Origin of the sequence: Streptomyces sp. H39-S7, assembly GCF_027158205.1 — a bacterium.
GTDB lineage: Bacteria > Actinomycetota > Actinomycetes > Streptomycetales > Streptomycetaceae > Actinacidiphila.
On record NZ_JAPVLU010000001.1, the window covers coordinates 99,430 to 124,640 of the forward strand.

Below are 25,211 nucleotides of genomic sequence, written 5' to 3' on the forward strand. Positions count from 1 at the left end.
TCCTGTTCTCCAGCGAATGAAATCCGGTACCGACGGAGTGAGCACCTCCTTCGGGAAGCTGCGGACCTCCGCCACCCAGGGCGGCACCGGGCTCAATCAGCTCAAGACCACACTCACCACCACCGACAGCTCCCTCGGGAAGGCCAAGGGCGGGGCGGACAAGCTCAAGGCCTCGCTCGATCGGCTGAAGACCGCCGCGGGCGGGTCGCACGCGGCGCTCAAGGACGTGCGGTCGCAGGCCGACGCCGTCGAGAAGTCCGTCGGGAAGGCCGGCAAGGGCGCCGACGGGACCGGGAAGGCGATGGGCGGGCTCGGAAAGGGGCTCAAGGGGGCGAGCCTCGCGCAGAAGGGGCTCAACCTGACCATGATGGCGAGTCCGTTCGGGCTGGTCATGGCGCTGCTGGCGCCGCTGATCACGCAGTTCGTGAACATGGACAAGGTCACCGCCCTGCTCAAGAAGGGCATGGCCCTCGCCTGGAAGGGGATCAAGTCCGGCGCGTCGAGCGCCAAGGACTTCCTGGTGCCGCTGATCAAGGGCCTGGCCAACGCGTACACGTTCCTGCCGCGCTCGCTGATCAGCATGCTGAACGGCATGATCGGCGCCCTCAACGGGATCAGCTTCACCGTTCCCGACTGGGTGCCGCACTACGGCGGCAAGCACTTCGGGGTGCACATCCCCCGGATTCCCCAGATCCCGCAGCTCGCCGAGGGCGGTGTCGTCCAGCCGCGCGCCGGCGGCCGGCTGGCGCTGCTCGGCGAGGCCGGAGAGGCCGAGGCCGTCATCCCGCTCAGCAGGCTGGAGCGGGTGCTGGGGCACGGGTCGCCGGCCGGGGCGGCCGCGATGCACCGCCTCGCGCAGGCCGTGGAGCGGCTGGCCGAACGGCCCGTCGAAGTACGGGTCGACTCACAGACCATCGCCCGCGCCGTCCTCGTCGGACAGCGCCAGCTCGCACGGAGGTGAGCGTATGAGCAGCAATCTATGGATCGGATCCCCCCTGAGCGGCCTGCGTGAGATCACGCAGGCCGCTCGTTCGTGGGACCGCAGCGCGGATCTCGGGGTGACGGAGTTCCGTGCGCTGGACGGCGCGGTGACGCTGTCGCGCACCCGCTTCACCCCGCGCCGCACGAAGCTGTCGTGGGACTGGCTGCTGCCGGAGGACGCCCGGCACCTGGACCAGCTGGCACGCCGGGTGACCAGTTTCGGCGCCTTCAACAACAACAACGTGGAGCCGGGCCCGGTCGCGTTGATCGATCCGGCGGCCGCGAACCTGCTGGGCGCGCTGCAGGCGGCGGGCCGCTGCGGTTCCTCGCCGACCGAGATGGCCTGGTTCGCGGCCAAGGGGGCCGTGACGTTCAGCCAGTTCGTCGGCAACGGGTGGATCGCGGCCACCAAGGCGGTGGACGACCAGATCGGATGGACGCACGGCACCTGGCCCGGCTGGCCGGTGGCCACGGGCATGCGGGTCTCCTGGCAACTGCCCAACGGATGGAACGAGACCGGGTGCACCGCACAACTGGACTGGAAGGGCCCGTCGGGTGACTACCTGTCCAGTACGAAGGCGACCGGCCGCGGCGTCAGCGCGGATGTCCCGGCGGGAGCGTGCTTCGTCACCCCCCTTGGGGTTCCGGGCCAGATCAGCGCCCTGATCGGCATCGACGGCGCCTGCCTGACCGTCGACGGCCCGGCCGTCGCCGGCACGCCGGGCGACGGCTGCCCCGCGATGTGTGTCACCGGCTACACCGACACCCCCGCGCCGCGGCTTCCCCACCGCAACATCTCGATCGACCTGGTGGAGGTGAACAGTGCGGTCCGCTGACCCGAAACTCATCGCGGCCCTCGCCTCGGGGGAGCGGACGCCCAGCCACACCACCCGGCTCGGCGGCGCGGTCCTCGGCGGTGAACTGGCCGGCGGCCGGCTCCAGTCCTGGTCCGTGGAACGGTCCTACAACACCGACCTGCCCGCCGCCATGCGCGCGTTCTCCGGCAGCTCCGCCGCCCAGCTGGAACTGGACATCTCCGGCACGGAGGAGGACTCCGCGCCGCGGCTCTACTCCCCCTGGGCGCCCAGGCGCCAGGGCGACGTCGTCCGGCCGGGCCAGACGGTGGTGCACGCGGCGGGGCTCGACGGCCGTGACCTGCCCGTGTTCCGTGGCACGGTCCGCTCCCGCAGCGCGGCCTCCGGCGGCGACACGGTGCACATCACCGCGCTCGACGGCGCGGAGCGGCTGCGCGGGCCGGCGCAGTTCAACAACCCGTACTCGGGATTCGGCTGGAAGCGGCCGATCGCCTCCGAGGTCTGGTGCGTGGACGAACTCCTGCGCCAGGGCGGGCTGGCCAGCTGCCAGCCGCCGCGCGCACCGGAGGCCGACGCCCTCGACGCCAACGGGCAGGGCGACGCCAGCATGTTCACCGTGCTGTACGCCTCCCTGCACGGCGGGGTGAACTCCACCTTCGGCCAGCCCGAGACCGTGCCGGACCCCAACCAGTACACCTACGTCCGGGAGGGCGCGCCCTACACCATGGCGCTGCGGCCCAAGGCCCGGCAGCTGTCGATGGCGTGGGTCCCGCGCAGCCGGCTGCTCACGCCGAGCGCCGACCGCTGGCTGGTCGAGGGCCATGTGAACAGCGGGAGCGGTCCGGGTGACGTGGTCGAGCTGCGGCTGCGGCTCGACCGGCGGGGCGCCGGCTGGGGCTACCTCTCCTTCAAGGTCGACTTCTCGACCGGCCAGGTCTTCATCGAGTCGGGCACCGAAGGCAGCACCGGGTGGTACTTCCTGTGGCGCTGGGACGTGCTCGCCCGCCTCAAGGGCGCCTGGCACCTCGGCCTGCTCGTCACCCCGGCCACCACGGCGGGTGGCACGATGCCGACCATCCAGCCGATGTTCGTCGGCCCGGACGGCGTGCGGCTGCTCGGCAGCTCGAACACCTACGTCGACCCGTCGGCCGCGCAGCCGGACGCCGAGCTCAGCAGCGTGCAGCTGATCACCGACATGGCCACCGAGGCCGTCCAGATCACCACCCGCATCCCGGCGTCCTTCACCTTCTCGGACTTCGCGACGCACGGCGTGATCACCAGGTCCGTCGAGCTGGACGACCCCGTACTGCCGCTCCTCACCCTCCCCCGGGTGTCCGGCTCGCAGTGGGAGGCGATCAGCGAGATCGCCCGGGTCAGCATGTCCACGGCCGAGTTCGACGAGTACGGGGTCTTCCGCTGGCGCAACTACCTGCGGCTGTCGAAGCCGCCGGCGGCCCCCGACCTGACCGTGACCTCGCTGCGGGAGATCGCGGCCCTGACCGTCTCCGAGGAGATGGACGCGTGCCGCAACTACTGCGAGCAGCCCTACCAGAACTGGATGGGGCTCGGGTACGACTACGGCGAGGATTTCAGTCCTGACGGTGTGCTGCAGATCCCGCCGGGCCGCTCGGTGGACGTCCCCTACCCCGTCCCCGACGAGGGGTTCGAGGTCGGCCCCCCGGTCCCGTACGACGACGCGGCCCCGCTCACGGGCGGCAGCCGGGTCCGTTTCGGTGACGCCTACGTGAAGGACGTGTCCGGCGGTGTGGCCGTCAAGGGCGCCGTGCTCGTCTCGGTCCGCCGGGTCGCCACGAACATGGTGCTGCGCTTCACCAACCGCGGCGCCAAGACGCTCTGGACGACCACCAAGGACGGCAAGCCGTCCATCATCGTCAGTCCGCTCAAGGCCAACGGCACGCCCGCCCAGTACAGCCGCGCCAGTTGGAACACCGACAGCCAGAAGTACTACGGCCTGCAGCAGTACGCCGCGACGGGTGCCGAATGGGTCCAGGACGGGGCTACCGCGCAGAAGCTGGCGAACACCCTCCGGGATGTGGGCAGCTTCCCGGTGCCGACCCTCTCCGAGGTCGAGGTGCTGTACGACCCGCGCGTACAGCTCGGGGACGTCGTCCGCGTCCTGGACAGCACGGGCGCGGAACTCGACACCCTCGCCTACGTGATCGGCATCCGCACCTCCGCCGTGGCCGGCACACCCGTGCAGCAGACGCTCACCCTGCGCGGCACCTCGTACAACGGAACGCCCTACGACCTGTGGCTGGCCGCCGATCCGCCCACCGACCCGGACGCGAGCCGGCTGCGTACCTACGCCGAGATCAAGAGCGCGCACGCGGCCCTGTCGGAGCTGACCGGCACCTCCTACCGCGCCCTCAAGGAGTACCTCTGATGTACCTCACCCCGCTCTGCCAGCTCCCCTATCCCGCGCCGTCCGACGCCGCCGACATCCCGGCGCACCTGCAGTCCCTGGCCACGGCACTGGACAGCCGTACGGTCCTGCGGTTCACGGACGCCGCCGACCGCACGGCGAAGGTGACCGCCCCGCAGGCCGGCATGGTCGCCTGGCTCACCACACCCGGGCTGCTCACCGTCTACAACGGCTCCGGCTGGGTGAGCGTGCACGAGCCCGCCGACAGCGGCTGGCAGACGCTCACCCCCGGCACCGGCTTCGTGGCCGGGGTCAACGGCCTGGCCGGGTATCCGGCGCTGCAGTACCGGAAGATCGACAACCGCGTGCACCTGCGCGGCTGGATCTCGCCCGCGACGGCCGGCACCGTCATCGCCCGCGCGTCGACCCTGCTGACCCTGCCGGCCGGCGCCCGTCCGGCCACCATCGCCGGCCTGGCCGCCATCTGCTCGGACACCGTCACCGCCAACTACAACCAGGAGGGCACCACCCGGCTGGAGATCACCCCGGCCGGGCTGGTCCGCAACCTCGGCCAGAACACCGTCGCCGGATACACCTTCATCGGCTTCCCCGACAACACGTTCTTCTTCGTCGACTGAGTCCGAGGACCCGTCCGCTCACTTCCCCGCTCCCGTGAGGAGTTCCGTCATGCCTGAATCCACCCCTCAGACCCCTGCCACCCCCGTCACCCTCACCGACGACCAGCTCCGTCAGCTCGCCGACTCCGTCGCCGCACAGCTCTCCCGCTACCTGCTGCTCCGCGACCCGGTCCAGATCGGTGCCGGCGCGCCCGCGGGCACCGGCGACGACGGCGCCGCGATTCCCGTCATCACCGCCGATCCCGTCGGTTCCGGTTCGCCGGCCGTGTGAGGAGGCCCCGATGACCACCACTCCCCTGTCCGCCGACGGCTTCCTGCGCGCGCTGCGCGCCGAGGGCGTCCAGGTCACCGAGCACGCCAACTGGTCCACCCACAACCGCAACCACATCGGCGCCTGGGGTCCCGTCAACGGAGTGATGCTGCATCACACCGCGGGCACCGACAGCATCGACTTCTGCCGCACGGGTTACCCCGAACTGCCCGGCCCCCTGTGCGTCGGAGTGATCGCCAAGGACGGCCGGGTCCACCTCGTCGGCTACGGCCGCACCAACCACGCGGGGCGCGGCTCGCAGGCCGCGTACGACGCCGTGGTCGGCGAATCCGCGCAGCCCGCCCGGCCCGGTCCGGACGCCGTCGACGGCAACGTCCATTTCTACGGCTTCGAGATCGAGAACCGCGGCGACGGCCGCGACCCGTACCCGCCGGCCCAACTCGACGCCGCCGAAAGGGTGTCGGCCGCGATCTGCCGCGCGCACGGCTGGCACGGGGCGAGCGTGATCGGCCACAAGGAGTGGACCCGGCGCAAGGACGACCCATCGTTCTCCATGCCGGCCATGCGCGACCGCGTCACCGCACGGCTCGGCGGCCGGCCGGGCCCGGCCCCGCAGCCCACCTACGAGCCGTTCCCCGGCGCCGCATTCTTCACGCCGGGGCGGCGCGGCGCGCTGGTCACCGCCGTCGGACGACGGCTGGTCGCCGAGGGCTGCGGCCGGTACGCGCAAGGCCCGGGCCCGGTGTGGACGGGGGCCGACCAGGAGTCGTACGCCGCCTGGCAGCGCAAGCTCGGCTACCGGGGCGGCGACGCCGACGGCATTCCGGGCCGCTCCAGCTGGGACCGGCTGCACGTCCCGCACACCTGAAGCACGCCTGAAGCACGTCAGATGACGGAAGAAGAGGTGACGGCACATGAAGGACTCCCTGCGCAGACCGCTGCGCACCGCCGTACAGGCCGCATTCGCGCTGCTCGCCGCGCTGCCGCTGCTCGCGGACGACCCGGGCGTCGCCGACGTGCCGGCTCTCGCGGCGGCCGTCGCCGGAGCGGCCGTGCTCAGCCGGCTGATGTCGGTGCCGGCCGTGGAGCGCCTGCTGCCGTCCTGGCTGCGGAGGGAGGGACGACCGTGACACGGGAGTTGGAGAGCCTGGGGGTCGCGGTCGAACTGGAGCGGCTGCGCCGGTCGGTCGACGTCGGGTTCGCCACCACCCGGGGCGACCTGGCGCTGCTGCTGCAGCGCGCCGACCAGGCCGACAAGGCGCTCGCCGAGCACGAGCAGCGGCTGGACCGGCTGGAGCGGTCCCGCTGGCCGCTGCCGTCGGTGGCGGCGCTGACCTCCTGCGCCGCGCTCGGTGTGGCGCTGTGGCAGGCGCGCGGCCTCTGACGGTCCGGCACGCGCGGAAGCCCGGCACCCCCCAGGGTGCCGGGCTTCGTCGTGCGTGCGGTCAGTCGCTCCGCTTGGGACGCCAGACGACCAGGGCGGTCGTCTGCTTCTCCTGGTACGGAACGAGGTCGCGGCGGTAGGAGGCGTGGACGGCGGCCTCACGTTGCTGGATGGCGGCCGACATGCCCTCGGCGGCTGCCGCAAGCTCGGCGACGCGCGCCTGGAGCGCGGCCACCTGGTTCTCCAGCTCGATGATGCGCTTGATGCCGGCGAGGTTGATGCCCTCGTCCTGCGACAGCCGCTGCACCTCACGGAGCAGCTCGATGTCGCGGGCCGAGTAACGCCGGCCGCGGCCGGCGGTGCGGTCGGGGGATACCAGGCCGAGACGGTCGTACTGGCGCAGCGTCTGCGGGTGCAGCCCGGAGAGCTGGGCCGCCACCGAGATGACGTAGACCGGTGACTCCTCGGTCAGCTGGTACGGATGACGCATCCGACCGCCCCGCATGCCGTCCATGTCATGCTCCCTTCGCGGCCTTGAAGAGTTCCGCCCGCGGGTCGAACTCCGCCGTGGCCTCCCGGTAGGACTCCAGCGCGTCGAGCGCGTCGCCCTCGGTCTTCTCCGGTACGGCGACCTCCACGGTGACCAGCAGGTCACCACGGCTGCCGTCCTTGCGCAGCGCGCCCTTGCCGCGGGCCCGCAGAGTACGCCCGTTGGGCGTGCCCGGGGGCAGTTTCAGGGTGACCGGCGGACCGCCGAGCGTCGGCACCTTGATCTCGCCACCGAGCGTCGCCTCCGGATAGGAGACCGGCACGGTGACGGTGAGGTTGTCTTCCTTGCGTCCGAACACGGGGTGCCTGGCCACATGGACGACGACGTACAGATCGCCGGCCGGGCCGCCGCGCTCGCCCGGCGCACCCTTGCCGCGCAGCCGGATCCGCTGGTTGTCGGTGACACCGGCGGGAATCCTGACCTGCATGGTGCGGGAGCTGCGGGCGCGCCCGCTGCCCTTGCAGACGTCGCAGGGATCCTGGGCGATGAGCCCGCGGCCCTTGCAGTCCACACACGGGTCGGTGAGCGAGAAGCCGCCACCGCCGCCGCGCGACACCTGGCCGGTGCCGACGCAGGTCGGGCAGACCCTGGGCGTGCCGTTCTTGTCGCCGGTGCCGGAGCAGACCTTGCACGGCGCCTGGCTGGACATCCGGAGCGGGACCGTCGCCCCGTCCACCGCCTCGGTGAAGCTGAGCGTCACCTCGGACTCGATGTCCTGGCCGCGGCGCGGCTGGACGCGGGTGCCGGTGCCGCCGGCGCCGCGGTTGAACAGGCCGCCGAAGACGTCACCGAGACCGCCGCCGAACCCGCCGGCCTGGCCGGTCTGCTGGCCGCCGCCCTGGGCGCCTCCGAAGAGGTCGCCCAGGTCGAAGCCGAAACCGCCCTGGCCGCCGGCGCCGCCGGGACCGCTGCGCAGCCCGCCGTTGCCGAACAGCGCGCGGCCGTCGTCGTACTCCTTGCGGCGCTTGGCGTCGGACAGGACGTCGTTGGCCTCGGAGATCTCCTTGAAGCGCTCCTCGGCCTTGGCGTCGCCCTTGTTGGCGTCCGGGTGGAACTCGCGGGCGAGCTTCCGGTACGCCTTCTTGATCTCCGCCTCGGTCGCGTCCTTCGGGACGCCGAGGACCTTGTAGAGGTCCTTCTCGTACAAGTCCCTGCTGATGCTCATCCTCGCCGTCCCTCCTTCCCCTGTGTCGCGTCAGCCCTCGTCCGGGCCACCGCTCTCCTCGTCAGACGACTCGTCCTCGCCCTTGCCCGCCGCGCCCGGCTGGGGCTCGGCGACGGCGACACGGGCCGGGCGGATGGTCCGTTCACCGATCCGGTAGCCGGGCTGCAGGATCTGCACGCAGGTGGTCTGCGTGACATCCGGCGAGTAGCTGTGCATGAGGGCCTCGTGCACCAGCGGGTCGAAGGGCTCACCCTCCTTGCCGAACTGCTGCAGGCCCAGCTTGGCCACCACGGTCTCCAACGACTCGCCGACGGACTTGAAGCCGCCGACCAGTTCGCCATGATCCCGCGCGCGGCCGATGTCGTCGAGTACCGGGAGCAGCTCGGTCAGCAGGTTCGCGACAGCGACCTCCTTGACCGCGATGCGGTCCCGGTCCACCCGGCGCCGGTAGTTCTGGTATTCCGCCTGGAGCCGCTGGAGGTCCGCGGTGCGCTCGGTGAGCGCGGTGCGGGACTGGTCCAGCTGGGCCTTCAGGGCGGTGATCTGATTCGCGTCCCCGGCCGGGGCCGCCGGCTCCGCCTCAGGGGCGGAACCGGCGTCCTTCGCCGCTTCGTCGTCGGGCGTCGCGCTCTCGGACTCCGCGGCATCGGAGGGGACGTCGGGCTCCTTGTCGAAGCCCTTCGACTCCTCCGTCACGCGGCACCGCCCTTCGGCTTGTCCTCGTCCACGATCTCGGCGTCGACGACGTCGTCGTCGGCCTGGGCGTGGCCGGCACCCGCGGCGTCCTCGGGACCGGCCGCGCCGGCGCCTTCGGCCTGGGCGTTGGCGTAGAGCGCCGTGCCGAGCTTCTGGCTGGTGGCGGCGACCTTCTCGGTGGCCTCGCGGATCGCGGCGACGTCCTCGCCCTTGAGCGCTTCCTTGAGGTCCGCGACGGTCGTCTCGACCTCTTCCTTCACGTCCGCCGGGAGCTTGTCCGTGTTGTCGGCGATGAACTTCTCCGTCTGGTAGACGAGCTGTTCTGCCTGGTTACGGGTCTCGGCGGCCTCGCGGCGCTTGTGGTCCTCCTCCGCGTACTGCTCGGACTCGCGCATCATTCGGTCGATGTCGTCCTTCGGCAGCGCGGAGCCACCGGTGACGGTCATGCGCTGCTCCTTGCCGGTGCCGAGGTCCTTGGCGCCGACGTGCATGATCCCGTTCGCGTCGATGTCGAAGGTGACCTCGATCTGCGGCATCCCGCGCGGGGCCGGCGGCAGACCGGTCAGCTCGAACATCCCGAGCTTCTTGTTGTACGCCGCGATCTCGCGCTCGCCCTGGTAGACCTGGATCTGCACGGACGGCTGGTTGTCCTCGGCCGTCGTGAAGATCTCGGAGCGCTTCGTCGGGATCGTGGTGTTGCGCTCGATGAGCTTCGTCATGATGCCGCCCTTGGTTTCGATACCCAGGGACAGCGGGGTGACGTCGAGCAGCAGGACGTCCTTGACCTCACCCTTCAGGACACCGGCCTGCAGTGCGGCGCCGATGGCGACGACCTCGTCCGGGTTCACGCCCTTGTTGGCGTCCTGGCCGCCGGTCAGCTCCTTGACGAGCTCCGCGACGGCGGGCATACGGGTCGAGCCACCGACCAGAACGACGTGGTCGATCTCGGACAGCTGGATGCCGGCGTCCTTGATGACGTTGTTGAACGGGTTCTTGCAGCGGTCCAGCAGGTCCGAGGTGAGCTGCTGGAACTGGGCGCGGGTGAGCTTCTCGTCCAGGTGCAGCGGGCCCTCGGCGGACGCCGTGATGTAGGGCAGGTTGATCGAGGTCTCGGTGGACGAGGACAGCTCGATCTTCGCCTTCTCAGCGGCCTCGCGGAGGCGCTGGAGGGCCATCTTGTCCTTGGACAGGTCCACGCCGTGACCGTTGGCGAACTGCTTCACCAGGTAGTCGACGACCCGCTGGTCCCAGTCGTCACCACCGAGGTGGTTGTCACCGTTGGTGGCCTTCACCTCGACGACGCCGTCGCCGATCTCGAGCAGCGAGACGTCGAAGGTGCCGCCACCGAGGTCGAAGACGAGGATGGTCTGGTCGTCCTTGTCGAGACCGTAGGCCAGGGCGGCGGCCGTCGGCTCGTTGACGATGCGCAGGACGTTGAGGCCCGCGATCTCACCGGCCTCCTTCGTCGCCTGGCGCTCGGAGTCGTTGAAGTACGCCGGGACGGTGATGACCGCGTCCTGGACCTTCTCGCCCAGGTAGGCCTCGGCGTCACGCTTCAGCTTCTGCAGGATGAAGGCGCTCATCTGCTGCGGGTTGAAGTCCTTGCCGTCAACGTTGATCTTCCAGTCGGTGCCCATGTGGCGCTTGACCGACCGGACGGTCCTGTCGACGTTCGTGACTGCCTGGCGCTTGGCGACCTCGCCGACGAGCACCTCGCCGTTCTTGGCGAAGGCGACGACGGACGGCGTGGTCCTGGCGCCTTCGGCGTTGGTGATGACGGTGGGCTCGCCGCCTTCGAGAACGCTGACGACGGAATTAGTCGTGCCCAGGTCGATGCCGACCGCACGTGCCATGGTAAATCCTCCAGCTGACCGACTTGAGTGGAACTGGCTCAAGGGTGCATCAGAGAGCGAAACCTGTCAACAGAGCTGAGTGGAGGCGACTCAACTCTTCGGTTGTTCGATCGCTCACAGACGCGACTGCGGTGCTTTGACCTGTGGTTTCCCATCGAGTCCGGCGCCGGGAACGATCTGCACAGAGGGGCCGGAAGGGTGCGTCGGCGACCGAGCCGGGGGCCGGTGACCGGCGCGCCGGCCGCACGGACAGCCGGCCTCGTCCCGCCATCGGCGACACAGCGACACAGATCACCGGCTGGGCGGCTGTATGAGGCCGCGCTTCCCGGGTAATCTCAGCGGGAGACCGGATAAGTTACCGCTTAGTAATCCCCGCTCTCGCAGGCCCGAGGAGCCCCGAAATGCAACTCGCCGCGATCCTTGTGTCGCTGGTACTCGCCGTGGTCGGCGCGGCATTGTTCGGCCGAGCCATCGCGCAGATCTACCACTTCGTGAAACTCGGCCAGGACGTACCCGCGGGCACCCGCACCGATGAGCCCGTGCAGCGCACCGTCACCGTGGCCAAGGAGTTCCTCGGGCACACCCGGATGAACCGCTGGGGCATCGTCGGCGTCGCCCACTGGTTCGTCGCCGTCGGCTTCTTCTCGCTCGTGGCGACACTGGTCAACGCCTTCGGCCAGCTCTTCCAGGCCGACTGGGTGCTGCCGGTCATCGGCCACTGGCTGCCGTACGAGGTCTTCGTCGAGTTCATCGGGCTGATGACGACGCTCGGCATCCTCACGCTGATCGTCATCCGGCAGCTCTCGCTGCCGTCCCGGGCCGGCCGCAAGTCCCGGTTCACGGGCTCCAACTTCGGCCAGGCGTACTTCGTCGAGGCCGTCATCCTCATCATCGGCCTCGCGATCATGGCGCTGCGCGGCCTGGAGGGCGCCCTCGCCGGCGTCCACGGCTACGAGGCCGCGTACTTCGCCTCGTACCCCCTGGTCGCGGCCTTCGAGGGCACGGACGTCAGCACCCTGCAGAATCTGATCTACCTCACCGCGATGATCAAGATCGGAACGTCCTTCATCTGGATGATCACGGTCGCGCTGAAGACGGACATGGGTGTCGCCTGGCACCGCTTCCTCGCCTTCCCCAACATCTGGTTCAAGCGCGAGGCGGACGGCAACGTAGCGCTCGGCGCGCTGCAGCCGATGGCTTCCGGCGGCGTGCCGATCGACTTCGAAGACCCGGGCGAGGACGACCAGTTCGGCGTCTCGCAGATCGAGCACTTCTCCTGGAAGGGCCTGCTCGACTTCTCCACCTGCACCGAGTGCGGCCGCTGCCAGTCGCAGTGCCCCGCCTGGAACACCGGCAAGCCGCTCTCCCCCAAGCTCCTGATCATGTCGCTGCGCGACCACGCGCACGCCAAGGCGCCGTACCTGCTCGCGGGTGGCGGCAAGGACGCCGAGGGCAACGAGAAGGCGACGCCCGAGCAGCTGGCGAACGTACCGGCCGCCGCCCTGGCCGAGGCCGAGCGCCCGCTCATCGGCACCGCCGAGGAGAACGGCGTCATCGACCCGGACGTCCTGTGGTCCTGCACCACCTGCGGCGCCTGCGTCGAGCAGTGCCCGGTCGACATCGAGCACATCGACCACATCGTCGACATGCGGCGCTACCAGGTGATGATCGAGTCCGCGTTCCCGAGCGAGGCCGGGACGATGCTCAAGAACCTGGAGAAGAAGGGCAACCCCTGGGGCCTGGCGAAGAAGCAGCGCCTGGCCTGGGTCAAGGAGGTCGACTTCGAGGTCCCGGTCGTGGGCCAGGACATCGAGGACCTCTCCGAGACCGAGTACCTGTACTGGGTCGGCTGCGCCGGCTCCCTGGAGGACCGCGCGAAGAAGACCACCAAGGCCTTCGCCGAACTCCTGCACATCGCCGGTGTCTCCTTCGCCATCATGGGCGGCGAGGAGAACTGCACGGGCGACTCCGCCCGCCGCCTGGGCAACGAGTTCCTCTTCCAGCAGCTCGGCCAGCAGAACGTCGAGATGCTGAACATGGCGTTCGGTGAGGATGCCGAAGAAGGCATCGTCGTCGAGAAGGCCAAGAAGAAGATCGTCGCGACCTGCCCGCACTGCTTCAACACCATCGCGAACGAGTACCCGCAGCTCGGTGGCGAGTACGAGGTCATCCACCACACGCAGTTGCTGCAGCACCTGGTGGACGAGGGCAAGCTCGTCCCGGTCACCCCGGTCGAGGGCCTGATCACGTACCACGACCCCTGCTACCTGGGCCGGCACAACAAGGTCTACACGCCGCCGCGCGACATCATCAAGGCGGTGCCCGGTCTCCGCAACGAGGAGATGCACCGGCACAAGGAGCGCGGCTTCTGCTGCGGCGCCGGCGGCGCGCGCATGTGGATGGAGGAGCGGATCGGCAAGCGCATCAACAACGAGCGCGTGGACGAGGCGCTGTCCCTCAACCCGGACATCGTCTCCACCGCCTGCCCGTTCTGCCTGGTGATGCTCTCCGACTCCGTCAACGGCAAGAAGAACGACGGCAAGGCGAAGGAGAACTTGCAGGTCGTGGACGTCTCGCAGCTGCTGCTGCAGTCCGTCAAGGTCCCGGTGGGGCCGGACGGCGCCGAGGGTCCCGAGGACTCCGCCGAGGAGCCGGCGGAGGCGACCAGCACCTCCTGACGTCTCCCGTGATGTGACGACGGCCTGTCCCTCGGGCGAGGGGCAGGCCGTCATTGCATTCCCCGCCCGCGTCAGCCGATGCCGAGCTCCTTCAGCGCCTTGGTGAACGTCACCGCGTCGTACACGGCGTCGCCCGGGGTGATCTTCTTGCCGTTCACCAGGACCGTCGGCGTGCCCTGCGAACCCGAGTCCTCGAAGGCCTTCTCGGACGTCTTGACCCAGTCCTTGTGCGTCTGGCCCCTGACCGCCGCCTGGAAGGCCGTGCTGTTCAGACCCGGCACCGTGTCGGCGATCTTGAGCAGGAAGGAGTCGGTGAAGCCGTCCTTGGGCTCCTCGGGCTGGTTCTCGAAGAGCGCGGAGTGGAACTCGGAGAACTTCCCCGCGTCGACGGCCGCGCGCAGCGCGTTGGCCGCCTTCTTCGAACTGCTGCCGCCGAAGTTCGCGTCGAGGAAGGACGCGATCGTGTACTCGACCTTGATCTTGCCGTCCTTCACCAGCGGCACGAGCGCGGCGCCGCCGCCCGCTTCGAAACGCTTGCAGTACGGGCAGCGCGGGTCCTCGTAGACCTGCACGGTGTTGGGCGCCTTCGGGTCGCCGACGACGATCGCCGTACCGTCCGCGGCCATCCGGGCGGGCAGCTGCGCGAGCGCGGCCGCGTCGGGGGCCGCCTTGGCGCCACCGCCGGCCTCGGTCCCGGCCTCGGTCCCGGCTCCGGCCTTCGCGAACGGCTTGGGATCGGAACCCGCGTCCGACGAGCCGCACCCGGTCGCCGTCATCGCGAGCACCGCGGCGGCGACGGCCGCGATTCCCGCGCTTCTGACGTTGCGAGCGGTACGTACGGCCATGGAACGGCTCCTTCGAATCTGACGGCTGGGTCCACTCGGTCCCGGAACTCACGACGTTCGGTCGCTCTCATGACCCTAAGTTCCCACCAGCCCCACCGGTCTCGGTACAAGCCACACGAATCACGAACAGACACTCACCAAAGGTGCGGGCGTCACGTGTCACAGAATGGACGCAAAGCCCCCCGCACAACCGGCCTCACGACCCAGCGCCCAACGGAAACGGGTACGTTCGATGACGTGGCTGGATTCAGGAATCGACGCGGACGGGACCACGGCGGGCAGCAAGCACCCCCGCACGGTGGGCCTCAGAACTACGGACAACCGCAGGGTCATCCGCAGGGCTACGGAGGCGGGCAGGGCCGCGGCCCCGCCGGCGGCCACGGGAACGGCGGCGGCTACCCGGGCGCCCCTTCCGGCGAGCCCGAGTACTTCGGCGAGCCGGCTCCCGGCGGCACGCCGGCCCCGGCGTACAACGACAACGCGGGCCACACCCGCGCCTTCACCCTCCCCGGCTCCCCCGACCAGTTCGCGCCGTACTCCGGCGGGAACCATGACGGTGCGGACGGACCGGGCGGCGACAACATCGCCACGTACCGGGCGGGACAGACCACCGCACCGCCCTCGGGGCCCCGGCTGCACTGGAAGCAGCTGATCAGCGGCATCGCCCTGCGCCCCGGTCACACCTTCTGGCAGATGCGGGACTACCCGGTCTGGGGCCCGGCCCTGACCGTCACGTTCCTCTACGGCCTGCTGGCGGTCTTCGGCTTCGACGCGGCCCGCGAGGACGTCCTCAACGCCACCGTCTCGTCCAGCGTCCCGTGGGTGATCAGCACCGGCGTCGCCGTCACGCTCAGCGCCCTGATGCTGGGCACCGTGACACACGCGCTCGCCCGCCAGTTCGGCGGCGACGGCTCCTGGGCCCCCACCGTCGGCCTGGCGATGCTCGTCACCTCGCTCACCGACGCGCCGCGGCTGCTCTTCGCCATGTTCCTCGGCAGCGCCAACGGACTCGTCCAGATCCTCGGCTGGGCCACCTGGCTCGCCTGCGCGGCCCTGCTCACGTCGATGGTCGGCAAGTCCCACGACCTGCCCTGGCCCAAGGCGCTCGGCGCCGCCTCGATCCAACTGGTCGCCCTGCTGGTCCTCTTCAAGCTCCCGGTGATCTGAGCCGCTCCGGCCGACGAGTAAGGGGCGCCCTCCGCTGGAGGGCGCCCCTTACTCGTTCACCTCGTGGTTCAGGCGTCCCGAACCTGTCCCTCACGCTTCACGACCGGCTCGTCGACGGACCACGGGAAGTTGATCCAGTCGTCGGTGCGCTTCCACACGTACTCGCACTTCACGAGCGACTGCGTCTTCTCGTAGATCACCGCGCTGCGGACCTCGGCGACGTGCCCCACGCAGAAGTCGTGCACCAGCTTGAGCGTCTTGCCGGTGTCGGCGACGTCGTCGGCGATGAGGACGCGCTTGTTGCTGAAGTCGATGGCCGCGGGCATCGGCGCGAGCATCACGGGCATCGGCAGCGTCGTGCCCACGCCCGTGTAGAACTCGACGTTGACCAGGTGGATGTTCTTGCAGTCCAGCGCGTAGGCCAGGCCGCCGGCGACGAAGACGCCGCCCCGGGCGATCGACAGCACGATGTCGGGCTCGTACCCGTCGTCCGCGATCGTCTGCGCCAGCTCGCGCACGGCGTGCCCGAAGCCCTCGTACGTCAGGTTCTCGCGTACGGGTGCCATGTCAGACCTGCGTCCGGTGGAAGTTCATGAACGACCGGGAGGCCGTCGGCCCCCGCTGCCCCTGGTAGCGCGAGCCGTACCGCTCCGAGCCGTACGGGTGCTCGGCCGGCGACGACAGGCGGAACAGGCACAGCTGGCCGATCTTCATCCCCGGCCACAGCTTGATCGGCAGCGTCGCCAGGTTGGACAGCTCCAGCGTCACGTGCCCGGAGAACCCGGGGTCGATGAAGCCCGCCGTCGAGTGCGTCACCAGTCCCAGCCGGCCCAGCGAGCTCTTGCCCTCCAGGCGCGACGCGAGGTCGTCGGGAAGCGAGATGACCTCGTAGGTCGACGCGAGCACGAACTCGCCCGGGTGCAGGATGAACGGCTCGTCGCCCTCCGGCTCGACCAGCCGGGTCAGATCGCTCTGCTCCACCGCCGGGTCGATGTGCGGGTACCGGTGGTTCTCGAACACGCGGAAGAGCCGGTCCAGCCGCACATCGATACTCGACGGCTGCACCATCGACTCGTCGAAGGGGTCGACCCGCACCCGTCCGCTGTCGATCTCGGCCCTGATGTCCTTGTCTGAGAGAAGCACGTCCCGAAGGTTACGCGGACGACGCGGCCCCGGCCCAATCCTGGCCGGAGCCGCGCGGCACCACGTGAGCTACTTCCCGCTCTCCACCGGCACCGCGTTCCGCAACCGCGCACAGCGCGGGCACCTCAACAACCGCCCGGGGCCCAGCCGGCCGACACCCAGATTCTGCATCGGGAACGTCGCGGTGCTGAATACGTGCCCCTCGGCACAACGAACGACGGTGCGCTCCATCGGTTCCCTTCCCCAACTTTCGTGGACGACAAAAGCCACATTAGGGGATGAGACGGGCCATCTTCCACACGCCGCTCCGACCCCAACGCTACGCCCCAACACCCGCCCCCCGCAGCCGCATCCCGACCCCCCGGTCCCGCCCCGCGACATCACGAAAGCCCTGGGCAGAACGCGCCCAGGGCCCACGATGCGGTACAGTATGCGACGGTGCCACGCCCAACCGGCGTGCCGCGCGAGTGTAGTTTAATGGTAGAACATGAGCTTCCCAAGCTCAGAGCGCGGGTTCGATTCCCGTCACTCGCTCCACAACAAAGGCCCAGGTCAATGACCGGGGCCTTCTTTGTTGTCTAGACCACTTAGGGCCTATCGTGCCCTCCGCGTGCCCCAACTCCGAGAATCGGCTTCCCCTGCGCCTAAGCCATAGGAAATGCTCTGGTTCCACCGACCGATCGTCCCGAATGGCGAGACGCATTTCATGTGACCTGGGCCACGCGAGCCGTGGGGCGGCGAGCATCAGCCAGGGCAGCGCGGTCAGGGAGCGGCCATCCTGATGACAGGTCAGGCTGCGTCCAGAGGGTTCAAAGAAGTAGCGAGCTGCGCCGGATCGACGCGGAGAGGGTAGCGCCTTGGCGCCTATCGCGGAGGAGATTCAAGGTGACCCGAAGTATGCCGTCGGCACATGTCACAGTGCGGTCATGGCTAAACCTATTTTCATTGGCAATGTTCAATTCCCCACGAAGGTAGCCGCGTTGGAGGCATGCAGGGCGGCTCTGCACCGTTACCCGCTCGGTGGCGAGGTGACTGAATCGTGTGACAAGGAGCTGCTCATCGGACTGGTGCAGATGCATCGAGACCCGCCTAGCAAGATCGGCGCGGGCATCCAGCGGTTCGAAGTGCGCCCCAACCCCGACAACGCGAGGAATCGATCTTTCTTCATCATCCGCGTCGACGGGACTGAAACGGACTTTAGCTATACCAAACTGATCCAGCCGCCTACGCAACGTCAGCTCGTCGAGCGCGCGATGCGCCGGATCGTGGCACCGCAGGTCATCGAATTCGTCGGCAGTGAGTTCCACCGGCAAACTGTCGTCAAATGCCCGATCACAGGGGCGATGATGGATTCGCCGACGGAGGCGCACGTCGACCACTACGACCCTGAGTTTGCGGTGCTAGCCATGCGCTTCGCTGAGGCGCACGATGGCTGGGAAGCCTTCGAGCTACTCTCAGTCGACGGTCAGATCGGGCAGAGGTTCCAAGACGAGCGACTCTGCGCAGCGTGGTACGACTATCACAAGCAACACGCCAAGCTGCGCGTTGTGACCAAACTGGCCAACCTGTCTCTGCTTCGCCGTTAGCTCGATATCGAGCACGTCCCAGCGGCTCTCGTAGCCAGCCGCTCAGGAAGATCCGTCACAACAACGGGGCTCCTCATGCGGACGCGCCGCCGGGGCATGTGCTCATCGCGCCTCACGGTTACAAGTGCCGGGGCAGTTTGGCGGGTACCACCGTCAAGTTCGGCCGGACGTGCCGCTGTGGGGTCGACGGTTGCTCGTCGACCCCATGGAGTTTGTTCACGGCAGACACAACGTCGCCCGCGGAAGTATTGACCACGCTGGCGCCCTTAGCTTGGGATTGCTTGGGGCGCACGGCTCCTTTCACTCACTCTGTCCAGGGAAGCGCTCCGTTCGGCGAGCGTCGCGTCAACGCACAACAGCGAGTTGCGGTCGACGAGCCGCCCCGGAGCGAGCGCCATTGCGTCCGCCATCTTGTGCGGTGACTACCAGGCCGAAGATGAGGTCGTTAAGATCGGCGGGCCGCAGCTGTAGGTCGCGGGCGACATCGGCCGGCGGTGTCCCTTCCGCCCGCAGGGCGGTGAAGACCTTTCCCAGAACCTGGGAGGTCTCTCGGGCGAGTCCACTCTGTGGCTCCGCCTTGCGGTACCCCAGCCGTCCCAGCTCCACGCAGTGAGTGCGGTACTGCCACTCGGTGGTGAGGTTCAGCTCATGCAGCCGGCGTGCCAGTGCCATGGCGGCGACCTTCCAGCGTCGCTTCGCCTGCAGGATCCAATGGGTGCTCGGATTACGCGGGATGTGTGCGATTACGTCAGACGCCGGCATCAGCAGGGCTGCCGCGAAGCGGTGTGCCTCGCCCTCGGCCTGTGGACCGTGCGGGACCTGCTCTTCGCCGTGCAGGACAAGATGGCCCAGTTCGTGAGCCGCGTCGAAACGCCCTCTCTCGGCGGTTTTCTCTGTCCCGAGCAACACGAAAGGGATGCCCCGATCCCAGAAGGAAAAGGCGTCGACTTCCGGGCAGTCTCGCGACAACGAGAACACTCGCACCCCGTGCGACTCCAAGAGGTGGACCATGTTCGGGATGGGGGCGACACCCAAGCCCCACCGGGCACGAACAAGCTCGGCTGCCCTCTCGGCCGGGCAGTCCGCGGATCCCGCCTCCCCCGGAAACGGGACCTGCTCGCCATCGCCGAGGCGGCTAAACGATGTCAGGGAGGGCAGTTCCGGGGTCGGCAGTCGAAAGCGCGCCCCAATCCAGTCCTGGAGGATTCTGGCCAGGCGGCCTCCGCTGAGCGCGATGTCCCGCTGGGAGGCCGTCATCTTGCTCAACGCCCGGAAGCTCACCGCCTCCACGGGCAGATCAGCGACCTCCTCAGCCGTGAAGAACGACTCAGGGAATTCGAGCGCCTCGACGAGGGCAGCCAAGGAAGGCGCGCTCGGGTGCGCCCTGCCGCTCTCGTAGTCCGACAGTCGTCGGGCGGTGAGTCCGGCCATCTGGGCGAGGCGGGTGACGGTGAGCCCGCGACGCTTGCGCGCCAGGACGAGCCGGGATGCCGTGGTCATGGGAGTGCCAATGGTCTGAGGTTCGGACGTGTCAGCTCAGGCGTTCGATGGGGATGTCGATGCCGCCCTCGCCGTCGTCGTCATTCGGGAACGGGTTGAAGCCCTCGAAGTCGAGGTAAGGGAAGATGATCCGCTCGTGCCAGCTGTCGATCTTGCCACGGCTGCCCGCATTGTTCGGCAGCGACAGTTCGTAGTGAAGCCGCGTCCCGGTCGGCATGTTCACATGCTGGTAGAGCAGGAACCAGGTGGGAATGCCGTCGCCCACGTCGTGCGGCTCAGGCTCGACCATGTCGCCAGGGATCATCAGCTGACGGTTGGTCTCAACCCTACGGATGACAGCGGAGCCCTTCGCGTAGCGCGTAGACGGGATGAGCCCCGCGTAGCCGGCACCCTTGTTCCCACTGGATGCCGTGACAGCGAAATCCTCCGTCGGCGAGAGGAGGAGCGGCACGTTGTTGGGGCTCACGCTGCGCCATCCCTCGGGGATGTAGGTCTCGCGCAGGAAGCGAATCGCCCGTCCCCAGAAGATGTTGCCCGGCAGCGAGACGGGGTCGAGTGGGGTACAGAAGTTCCGTTCCGCTTCAGCGCGCTGCAGTGCGTCCTCGATCCGCTCGACCGAGAGTCCCAGCTCTGCGAGCCTGCTGCGACGGCGTGAATCCTCAACGTGCACGACTGCCATGCCCAGCCCCTGACCACAGAGAGTGATTTCCGGAAATCCTCCCTCATTTGAGGTAGAAAATCAAGAAGCCGTGCTGGTCATTAGCCTGCTGTGAGGTAGTCGCGTGGTCGGGGCAGACGCGAAGCCCACCCCGACCAGACCGCTACACTCCCCGAACCAAAGCCTTCTTGTCCGCTCGTCTCCGTTGCTCGCGCACCGTGGCGTCGATGCCTTCCGCGACCTCCGCCTGGCGCTCGTCGTCCGAGTGCTGGTAGATCATCGCGGCTTTCTCCGAAGACTGGCCGGCGCGGACCATCGTGTCCTTGAGCGTGGCGCCGGACTGGGTGGACAGAGTGTGTCCCGTGTGGCGCAGGTCGTAGAAGCGGAAGTCCTCGGGTAGGCCGACCTTGGCTCGGGCCTTGGCCCATTTCCGGCCGAAGGTCGTACGCCGGAACGGTGCGCCCTTCTCGCCAACGAACAGCAGGCCGTTCGGCTCCTTTTCCGCGAACCAGTCAAGGTGCCGCTTGACCTCCATGGACAGGAAGGCCGGCAGGAAGATCGTGCGAACGCCCGCGCCCGACTTCGTGTCCCCCTTCGCCCGACGCCCGGTCGTCAGCTCGGGCGCGGCCTCGGTGATGCGTACAGCCAGCGGTTCCAACGTCACGGCGGGGCGTCGCAGGGCCGCCTGCTCCTCCGGGCGCATCGGGCCGTAGGCGCAGAAGTAGATCATCAGCCGCCACCTCGGTCCCATCGCCCCGGCGAGGGCGTCGACCTGGGCAACGGTCGCGGTCGAGCGTTCCTTCGCCTTCTCGCTTCCCGCGCCCCTGATGCGGCAGGGATTGCGGCGGATCAACTCGTCGTCGGTGGCCGTCTCCATGATGGCCTTGAGCAGGCGGTAGGACTTGGCGACCGTCGTGGCGCCGGTCGCCTTCAACCGCTCGGTCCGCCAGGTGCGTACGGCAGGCGGGGTGATCTCGTCCAGGTCCGTGTCCCCGAAGGCGGGGATGAGGTGCAGCCGCAGGAGCCTGCGGTACAGCTCGTCGGTGGTGGCGGCGAGTCCTCGTTCGTCGATCCATGTCAGGGCGTACTGCTCGAAGTTCACGGCTCCTGCGTCGGGGTCGACCCAGTGCCTGCGCTCGATGTCCGCCTGGGTGAGCGTTAGCCAGGTCTGGGCTTCGGTGCGGGTCGCGAAGGTCTCAGGGGCGGTACGGCGGCTGCCGTCAGGGGCCCAGTAGCGCGCCTGCCAGCGACCGGAGGGGAGTTGGCGGACGGTACCGAACTCACGCCGCCGCTGCGGCTTGCGGCCCGCCATCAGGCCGCCTTCCCGAAGTGCGACCGTGCCTCGCGAAGGGTCGGCACGGTGTGTTCTGCGATGTACGCGTCGATCGCGGTGGTGGGGATGCGCACCGGCTTGCCGAGTTTCACGTAGCGGATGCGGCGTTCCTGGATGAGGCGCCGGATGAAGCGCACTCCGGTACCGAGGCGTTCGGCGGCCTCCTCGACCGTGAGCAGCCGGTCGTTCGTTTTCACCTCCTTCGCGGTGCGGGGCTGGGCGGAGGCGTGGGGTATCGCGGTGTGGCGCAAGCGGAGATCCTCTTCTGGCCCTGCGTGTGGAGCGGCAACTCCCGGCAGGGCCGTGCGTTCATGGGATGGGCGTGTTGGTGGCCGGCCTGGGGGTTCGCGGTCCCAGGACGAGCGGGAGCAGGGGTGGTTTACGGGCCGGTGGGCAGCCCGGACTCTTCCTGGTTGATCTTCATGATGTTCTCGGCGATGGCGTTGCTGACCACGACGTTGGCCTCGTCGCGGATGTCCGGGTGCTGCGCGAGGTAGGCGGCGAGTTGGTCGGTCGCCCTCACATAGGCGCGCTGAGCACGCTGAGCGGCCAGATTCGCGGCCACCACGGTGTCGATAATCTCCATTGCCTGGCCTGCGGCGGCGAGGGCCGGCGGGCCGACGAAGTTGGCCAGCGAGACACCGAAGGCGTCGGCGAAGCCGATGGCCTCATCGAGGTTGATGCGACGTTTGCCGTTCTCGATCCGCCAGACAGCTGACGGGTTCATCTCGTAGCCGGCTTCGTTGAGGAGCTCGGAGAGCGTGGTGGTGCTCCAGCCACGTTTGTCGCGCTCGACCTTGATGCGCTTCGCGGCGTTGTCCTCACCCTTGAGCATCACGCCTTCGGGTTCCTCGTCGTCGTGGTCCTCGTTCGGCATCCCTCCTCCTTCCGGTTCCGGCGTGTTGCTGCAAGCCGCAGCGACAGTAAAAACGATACACCATCTTCTGCGTCTTGCAAAATGGCTATGCGTAGTGCATAATTGATCACGGCCGGTCCTTGCGATCCCATGGACCGGCCTCGCCTTGGCATGACATGCAAAAAGCCCCCCGGTGATCAACCACCGAGGGGCTCAAGGCGCAAACCTCACGCCGCCCATCCCTGAACGACTGGCTGCATGGCCGGGATTGCCGTCCCGTATGGCCCGCAGATTGAGGAGCTTGATGTCCAGTATGGACGAAGTCACCCCGAACACGCCACCGCTCGCCCCCGCGCCGCCCGGAGCCGAACCCGATCGGCCGACTCCGAACGAGCCCGAGCCTGCCCCGGCCACCGAGGGTGAGCAGGTGCTCAGCGATCTGCGGGCGCAGCTCCAGCGGTACGTCGTGCTGCCGAGCAAGGAAGCCCGCACGGCCGCAGTGCTGTGGGTGGCCGCAACCCACCTGCAGACCGCGTGGCAGCACGCCCCGCGCCTCGCGATCGTCGGACCGGCGAAACGGTGCGGGAAGTCGCGGCTCCTGGACGTGATCACCGAAACGGTGCACGATCCGCTGATCACGGTCAACGCCTCCGCCGCGGCAGTCTTCCGGTCGATCACCGAAACCCCTCCCACCCTGCTGGTGGACGAGGCTGACACGATCTTCGGCTCGGCGAAGGTGGCGGAGAAGAACGAGGAGATGCGGGGCCTGCTCAACGCCGGTCACCAGCGCAATAGGCCCACCCTGCGCGTCTCCGGCCCCAACCACGAGGTGTCGAAGTTCCCCACCTTCGCCATGGCCGCCCTCGCGGGCATCGGGGACCTGCCCGACACGATCATGGACCGGTCGATCGTGATCCGGATGCGCCGTCGCAGGCCAGGCGAGAAGGTGGAGGAGTTCCGCACCTTCCGGGACACTCCTTCACTGCACGCCCTGCGTGACCGCCTCATTGCCTGGCTGGTGCCACTCCACGCAGAAGCGATGGACCTCACGCCGCCCATGCCGGTCGAAGACCGAGCCGCCGACACGTGGGAACCGCTGATCGCGGTCGCAGATCTCGCAGGCGGTCCGTGGCCCGGCCTCGCCCGCACCGCGTGCCTGGCGATGACCAAGCATGAGGCGGAACAGGACCAGGACAACAGCAGCCTGAGCATCCGCCTCCTGGCCGACATCCGCCGTGTCTTCGCCGCCGAAGGCGACCCCTCGGCGATCCGCACCGGTCGTCTCCTCGACATCCTGAACCAGGACGACGAGTCGCCCTGGCCCGGCTACACCGAGCAGGGCTTCACCGCGCGCGGACTCCAGATCCTGCTGAAGGACTACAACATCAGCGCGGCCAACCGCCGGTTCCCCGGCAACGTCCAGGCGAGGGGTTACACCCGCCTGCAGTTCGCCGACGCCTGGGCACGCTACTGCCCCGAGCCCAAACCGGCGTCCACAACGGGAGCCTGACCCGCCACGACCCGTCGCGACCCGTCCCCGCGCAGGTCAGAGCCGTGACGGTTCGCACGCCCGCAACGGGTCGACCCGCCATCTCCATCGCACCCGTACCTGCTCCGACCAGGCATGCGACGAGTCGCAACGGGTCGAGACCAACGCGGGCCCACCCACTGTCTCGAACCCTGGAGCACCCACCTTTGCCCTCTCCCACCACCGCTATCACCCCCGCATCGGTGCCGGCATTTCTGGCCACCGCGATCCGCACGGGTGTGGCCCTGCTGGCTCTGGCCGCCTTCGCGCTTTCTTACGACGCCCTGCGTCAGATGGCAGCCGCCAGCCACATCCACCACCTGCTCACCTACGCCTTCCCCCTCGTGATCGACGGCTTCATCGCCATCGGGATCGGCGCCCTCCTCGTCCTGCGGGCCGCGCCCCTGCGGTCTCGCCTGTACGTCGCGGGGCTCGTCGGCATCGCCACCCTCACGAGCATCTGGGCCAACGTCCTGCACGCAGTACGCGTCAACCAACAGACCAGCCACACCGGGCTCGCGCTCGACAACATCACCGTCGGCGTCATCTCCGCCATCGCTCCCCTCGCGCTAGCTGGCGCAGTCCACTTCTACCTCCTCGTCGCCCGCCACCCCGAGCCACACGAAAGCGCCCGCCACATCACAGCGGATGCCACCCCAGAGGGCCGAAGTCCCGCCGCCACGCAGGAACCGACATGCGGGTTCAACGAGACCCAGGACGACGAAGCCGATCAAGTGGCTGAGCTCCAGAAGCCGGCCGCTGAACGTCGGGGCCGGCTACCAAGCGCCACCCTGGAGCAGGCAGTCGAGATCGGCCGTACCGCCGCTCCGGGACGAAGCGGTCGGATCTCCCGCCGCCACATCGAGAAGGCCATCCGGGACAAGGGCCTCGCAGTAGGCCGGGAACGCCTGGACAGGGCCAAGGACATCCTCCAGTCCGAACTCGACCAAACCGCCAAGCCACTCGGCACCGGCTGACCCCGCCCACCCCGGCCCGCCCTCACCCCTCACACGAGGGCGGGCCCACGGGCACGCGCAACCCCTCGCCCCTCAACACCGATCCTGGAGCCCCCGTGCACGATCACCACGACGAACCCACCACATCGAAAAGGCAACTGACCATTACCCCAGCACCAGGCGGAGCAAGGTATGGCGTTGGACCGTCCAAGGGCCGGTCCAACG

At 68.8% G+C, this 25,211-nt stretch carries 25 protein-coding genes and 1 tRNA gene; 14 read left to right on the forward strand and 12 right to left on the reverse strand.

Translation table 11 applies throughout. The features are described 5' to 3' along the window. The first annotated feature begins 16 nt into the window (after nucleotides 1-16). The 8 genes from O3X23_RS00505 to O3X23_RS00540 are packed head-to-tail and all read left to right on the forward strand — an operon-like array spanning nucleotide 17 to nucleotide 6,472. A complete protein-coding gene (locus O3X23_RS00505) occupies nucleotides 17-961 on the forward strand; it encodes a hypothetical protein (RefSeq protein ID WP_269268965.1) in 945 nt (314 codons plus the stop codon). Between the two features lie 4 nt (nucleotides 962-965). Then, nucleotides 966-1,817, forward strand: coding sequence for a hypothetical protein (locus O3X23_RS00510; RefSeq protein ID WP_269268966.1), 852 nt, complete (start codon nucleotides 966-968; stop codon nucleotides 1,815-1,817). Further along, the gene (locus tag O3X23_RS00515; RefSeq protein ID WP_269268967.1) at nucleotides 1,804-4,200 is read left to right on the forward strand and encodes a hypothetical protein; all 2,397 of its coding nucleotides are present in this window, start codon (nucleotides 1,804-1,806) and stop codon (nucleotides 4,198-4,200) included. The genes O3X23_RS00510 and O3X23_RS00515 overlap by 14 nt, the downstream gene beginning before the upstream one ends. Then, nucleotides 4,200-4,817: a hypothetical protein gene (locus O3X23_RS00520; protein ID WP_269268968.1), complete on the forward strand. Its 618-nt coding sequence runs from the start codon at nucleotides 4,200-4,202 to the stop codon at nucleotides 4,815-4,817. Before O3X23_RS00515 ends, O3X23_RS00520 begins: the two co-directional genes overlap by 1 nt. Nucleotides 4,818-4,866: 49 nt before the next feature. Next, nucleotides 4,867-5,088, forward strand: coding sequence for a hypothetical protein (locus O3X23_RS00525; RefSeq protein ID WP_269268970.1), 222 nt, complete (start codon nucleotides 4,867-4,869; stop codon nucleotides 5,086-5,088). 10 nt (nucleotides 5,089-5,098) lie between these two features. Further along, nucleotides 5,099-5,956 (forward strand): peptidoglycan-binding protein, encoded by an 858-nt coding sequence (locus O3X23_RS00530; protein ID WP_269268971.1) that lies wholly within the window; start codon nucleotides 5,099-5,101, stop codon nucleotides 5,954-5,956. A gap of 46 nt (nucleotides 5,957-6,002) precedes the next feature. Then, a complete protein-coding gene (locus O3X23_RS00535) occupies nucleotides 6,003-6,218 on the forward strand; it encodes a hypothetical protein (protein ID WP_269268972.1) in 216 nt (71 codons plus the stop codon). Next, nucleotides 6,215-6,472: a hypothetical protein gene (locus O3X23_RS00540; RefSeq protein WP_269268973.1), complete on the forward strand. Its 258-nt coding sequence runs from the start codon at nucleotides 6,215-6,217 to the stop codon at nucleotides 6,470-6,472. The genes O3X23_RS00535 and O3X23_RS00540 overlap by 4 nt, the downstream gene beginning before the upstream one ends. A 61-nt stretch (nucleotides 6,473-6,533) precedes the next feature. Here the strand turns inward: O3X23_RS00540 and O3X23_RS00545 are convergent, their stop codons facing one another. From O3X23_RS00545 to dnaK, 4 genes are read right to left on the reverse strand one after another with little or no spacing between them, the layout of a single operon-like run. Next, the gene (locus tag O3X23_RS00545; RefSeq protein ID WP_269268974.1) at nucleotides 6,534-6,986 is read right to left on the reverse strand and encodes a heat shock protein transcriptional repressor HspR; all 453 of its coding nucleotides are present in this window, start codon (nucleotides 6,984-6,986) and stop codon (nucleotides 6,534-6,536) included. 1 nt (nucleotide 6,987) lies between these two features. Further along, a complete protein-coding gene (gene dnaJ / locus O3X23_RS00550; protein WP_269268975.1) occupies nucleotides 6,988-8,187 on the reverse strand; it encodes a molecular chaperone DnaJ in 1,200 nt (399 codons plus the stop codon). Between the two features lie 30 nt (nucleotides 8,188-8,217). Then, a complete protein-coding gene (gene grpE / locus O3X23_RS00555; protein WP_269268976.1) occupies nucleotides 8,218-8,883 on the reverse strand; it encodes a nucleotide exchange factor GrpE in 666 nt (221 codons plus the stop codon). Further along, on the reverse strand, nucleotides 8,880-10,736 hold the full coding sequence (gene dnaK / locus O3X23_RS00560) for a molecular chaperone DnaK (RefSeq protein ID WP_269268978.1): 1,857 nt from the start codon (nucleotides 10,734-10,736) through the stop codon (nucleotides 8,880-8,882). The genes grpE and dnaK overlap by 4 nt, the downstream gene beginning before the upstream one ends. Nucleotides 10,737-11,137: 401 nt before the next feature. Between dnaK and O3X23_RS00565 the strand changes: the two genes are divergently transcribed. Then, a complete protein-coding gene (locus O3X23_RS00565) occupies nucleotides 11,138-13,414 on the forward strand; it encodes a (Fe-S)-binding protein (protein ID WP_269268979.1) in 2,277 nt (758 codons plus the stop codon). Between the two features lie 71 nt (nucleotides 13,415-13,485). On the opposite strand, the gene O3X23_RS00570 is transcribed toward O3X23_RS00565, so the two are convergent. Continuing rightward, entirely contained in the window at nucleotides 13,486-14,259 is a 774-nt protein-coding gene (locus tag O3X23_RS00570) for a DsbA family protein (protein WP_269268980.1), read from the reverse strand. Between the two features lie 237 nt (nucleotides 14,260-14,496). Here O3X23_RS00570 and O3X23_RS00575 point away from each other — a divergent pair, with 237 nt between their 5' ends. Then, nucleotides 14,497-15,426 (forward strand): Yip1 family protein, encoded by a 930-nt coding sequence (locus O3X23_RS00575; RefSeq protein ID WP_269268982.1) that lies wholly within the window; start codon nucleotides 14,497-14,499, stop codon nucleotides 15,424-15,426. A gap of 68 nt (nucleotides 15,427-15,494) precedes the next feature. Here O3X23_RS00575 and O3X23_RS00580 read toward each other — a convergent pair whose 3' ends face one another. Together O3X23_RS00580 and dcd are read right to left on the reverse strand one after the other, a co-directional pair. Further along, complete coding sequence (locus tag O3X23_RS00580) at nucleotides 15,495-15,992, reverse strand: phosphoribosyltransferase (RefSeq protein WP_269268983.1); 498 nt, start codon at nucleotides 15,990-15,992, stop codon at nucleotides 15,495-15,497. Between the two features lies 1 nt (nucleotide 15,993). Further along, the gene (gene dcd, locus O3X23_RS00585; protein ID WP_269268984.1) at nucleotides 15,994-16,569 is read right to left on the reverse strand and encodes a dCTP deaminase; all 576 of its coding nucleotides are present in this window, start codon (nucleotides 16,567-16,569) and stop codon (nucleotides 15,994-15,996) included. A gap of 463 nt (nucleotides 16,570-17,032) precedes the next feature. On the opposite strand from dcd, the gene O3X23_RS00590 reads away from it, so the two are divergent. Further along, a tRNA-Gly gene (locus tag O3X23_RS00590) sits at nucleotides 17,033-17,106 on the forward strand. 389 nt (nucleotides 17,107-17,495) lie between these two features. Beyond that, the gene (locus O3X23_RS00595) at nucleotides 17,496-18,155 is read left to right on the forward strand and encodes a DCL family protein (RefSeq protein ID WP_269268985.1); all 660 of its coding nucleotides are present in this window, start codon (nucleotides 17,496-17,498) and stop codon (nucleotides 18,153-18,155) included. 345 nt (nucleotides 18,156-18,500) lie between these two features. Here the strand turns inward: O3X23_RS00595 and O3X23_RS00600 are convergent, their stop codons facing one another. The 5 genes from O3X23_RS00600 to O3X23_RS00620 form a co-directional block, all read right to left on the reverse strand. Continuing rightward, nucleotides 18,501-19,655: a helix-turn-helix domain-containing protein gene (locus tag O3X23_RS00600; RefSeq protein WP_269268986.1), complete on the reverse strand. Its 1,155-nt coding sequence runs from the start codon at nucleotides 19,653-19,655 to the stop codon at nucleotides 18,501-18,503. Between the two features lie 31 nt (nucleotides 19,656-19,686). Next, the gene (locus O3X23_RS00605) at nucleotides 19,687-20,334 is read right to left on the reverse strand and encodes a hypothetical protein (RefSeq protein WP_269268987.1); all 648 of its coding nucleotides are present in this window, start codon (nucleotides 20,332-20,334) and stop codon (nucleotides 19,687-19,689) included. Between the two features lie 142 nt (nucleotides 20,335-20,476). Beyond that, nucleotides 20,477-21,625, reverse strand: coding sequence for a tyrosine-type recombinase/integrase (locus O3X23_RS00610; RefSeq protein ID WP_269268988.1), 1,149 nt, complete (start codon nucleotides 21,623-21,625; stop codon nucleotides 20,477-20,479). Beyond that, entirely contained in the window at nucleotides 21,625-21,843 is a 219-nt protein-coding gene (locus O3X23_RS00615) for a helix-turn-helix domain-containing protein (RefSeq protein WP_269269213.1), read from the reverse strand. The genes O3X23_RS00610 and O3X23_RS00615 overlap by 1 nt, the downstream gene beginning before the upstream one ends. A 182-nt stretch (nucleotides 21,844-22,025) precedes the next feature. Next, entirely contained in the window at nucleotides 22,026-22,523 is a 498-nt protein-coding gene (locus tag O3X23_RS00620; RefSeq protein WP_269268989.1) for a helix-turn-helix domain-containing protein, read from the reverse strand. Between the two features lie 292 nt (nucleotides 22,524-22,815). On the opposite strand from O3X23_RS00620, the gene O3X23_RS00625 reads away from it, so the two are divergent. Then, nucleotides 22,816-24,012, forward strand: a complete 1,197-nt coding sequence (locus tag O3X23_RS00625) for a DUF3631 domain-containing protein (RefSeq protein WP_269269214.1) — start codon at nucleotides 22,816-22,818, stop codon at nucleotides 24,010-24,012. A 221-nt stretch (nucleotides 24,013-24,233) separates the two neighbouring features. Beyond that, a complete protein-coding gene (locus O3X23_RS00630) occupies nucleotides 24,234-25,007 on the forward strand; it encodes a DUF2637 domain-containing protein (protein ID WP_269268990.1) in 774 nt (257 codons plus the stop codon). The last annotated feature ends 204 nt before the right edge of the window (nucleotides 25,008-25,211 follow it).

Excerpts from the sequence above, each read along its gene's own strand:
- O3X23_RS00510 (WP_269268966.1), top strand. The coding sequence starts at position 966 with ATGAGCAGCAATCTATGGATCGGATCCCCCCTGAGCGGCCTGCGTGAG.
- O3X23_RS00525 (WP_269268970.1), top strand. The coding sequence starts at position 4,867 with ATGCCTGAATCCACCCCTCAGACCCCTGCCACCCCCGTCACCCTCACC.
- O3X23_RS00535 (WP_269268972.1), top strand. The coding sequence starts at position 6,003 with ATGAAGGACTCCCTGCGCAGACCGCTGCGCACCGCCGTACAGGCCGCA.
- O3X23_RS00565 (WP_269268979.1), top strand. The coding sequence starts at position 11,138 with ATGCAACTCGCCGCGATCCTTGTGTCGCTGGTACTCGCCGTGGTCGGC.
- O3X23_RS00600 (WP_269268986.1), bottom strand. The coding sequence starts at position 19,655 with ATGACCACGGCATCCCGGCTCGTCCTGGCGCGCAAGCGTCGCGGGCTC.
- O3X23_RS00570 (WP_269268980.1), bottom strand. The coding sequence starts at position 14,259 with ATGGCCGTACGTACCGCTCGCAACGTCAGAAGCGCGGGAATCGCGGCC.
- dnaK (WP_269268978.1), bottom strand. The coding sequence starts at position 10,736 with ATGGCACGTGCGGTCGGCATCGACCTGGGCACGACTAATTCCGTCGTC.
- O3X23_RS00610 (WP_269268988.1), bottom strand. The coding sequence starts at position 21,625 with ATGGCGGGCCGCAAGCCGCAGCGGCGGCGTGAGTTCGGTACCGTCCGC.
- O3X23_RS00595 (WP_269268985.1), top strand. The coding sequence starts at position 17,496 with ATGGCTAAACCTATTTTCATTGGCAATGTTCAATTCCCCACGAAGGTA.
- O3X23_RS00580 (WP_269268983.1), bottom strand. The coding sequence starts at position 15,992 with ATGGCACCCGTACGCGAGAACCTGACGTACGAGGGCTTCGGGCACGCC.
- O3X23_RS00505 (WP_269268965.1), top strand. The coding sequence starts at position 17 with ATGAAATCCGGTACCGACGGAGTGAGCACCTCCTTCGGGAAGCTGCGG.
- O3X23_RS00545 (WP_269268974.1), bottom strand. The coding sequence starts at position 6,986 with ATGGACGGCATGCGGGGCGGTCGGATGCGTCATCCGTACCAGCTGACC.
- O3X23_RS00625 (WP_269269214.1), top strand. The coding sequence starts at position 22,816 with ATGGACGAAGTCACCCCGAACACGCCACCGCTCGCCCCCGCGCCGCCC.
- O3X23_RS00620 (WP_269268989.1), bottom strand. The coding sequence starts at position 22,523 with ATGCCGAACGAGGACCACGACGACGAGGAACCCGAAGGCGTGATGCTC.
- dnaJ (WP_269268975.1), bottom strand. The coding sequence starts at position 8,187 with ATGAGCATCAGCAGGGACTTGTACGAGAAGGACCTCTACAAGGTCCTC.
- O3X23_RS00605 (WP_269268987.1), bottom strand. The coding sequence starts at position 20,334 with ATGGCAGTCGTGCACGTTGAGGATTCACGCCGTCGCAGCAGGCTCGCA.
- O3X23_RS00520 (WP_269268968.1), top strand. The coding sequence starts at position 4,200 with ATGTACCTCACCCCGCTCTGCCAGCTCCCCTATCCCGCGCCGTCCGAC.
- O3X23_RS00530 (WP_269268971.1), top strand. The coding sequence starts at position 5,099 with ATGACCACCACTCCCCTGTCCGCCGACGGCTTCCTGCGCGCGCTGCGC.